The following is a 425-nucleotide window of genomic DNA, read 5'->3' on the forward strand; positions in this document are numbered from 1 at the left end:
ATGGTACGCCGGCATCTAAGGCCACCATGGTACGCCGGCATCTAAGGCCACCAAATGGCAAACCACAGGAAAACAATCCATGAGCCGACGCAAAGTCCAGAATGCGATGCCGATTTCAGCAATTGCACCTTCACGACAGGTCGAAATCAACCAAACCAGTTCGATCCTCTCGGATCCTGACGGCCGATGGGCGGCGAGGCACCAAGAGGCGATCAGCGATGCCTTCGAGAAAAGTGCGCGCATCAAGGGTTCCCACGGCGGCGGGGCAAAGGTTTCCTCTCAAGGCGGCTCGCATGACCTCGATAGTTCCGAGATGTCAGCCGGGAAACTCTCCGGCGAAAGCGATCGGATCGACCGTACTGAATGGGACGAGAACACCCTCTTCGGCAAGCATGTCGTCTTCATCTGACGACGCTAGCGCAAAC

1 protein-coding gene is annotated in these 425 nt (G+C 56.9%); it reads left to right on the forward strand.

Translation table 11 applies throughout. The features are described from left to right. The first annotated feature begins 79 nt into the window (after nt 1–79). Nucleotides 80–409 (forward strand): hypothetical protein, encoded by a 330-nt coding sequence (locus tag AB4Z23_RS28655; RefSeq protein WP_080850536.1) that lies wholly within the window; start codon nt 80–82, stop codon nt 407–409. Nucleotides 410–425 lie beyond the last annotated feature (16 nt).

This window comes from Agrobacterium sp. MCAB5 (assembly GCF_052114365.1).
Classification (GTDB): Bacteria; Pseudomonadota; Alphaproteobacteria; order Rhizobiales; family Rhizobiaceae; genus Agrobacterium; species Agrobacterium tumefaciens.

Excerpts from the sequence above, each read along its gene's own strand:
- AB4Z23_RS28655 (WP_080850536.1), top strand. The coding sequence starts at position 80 with ATGAGCCGACGCAAAGTCCAGAATGCGATGCCGATTTCAGCAATTGCA.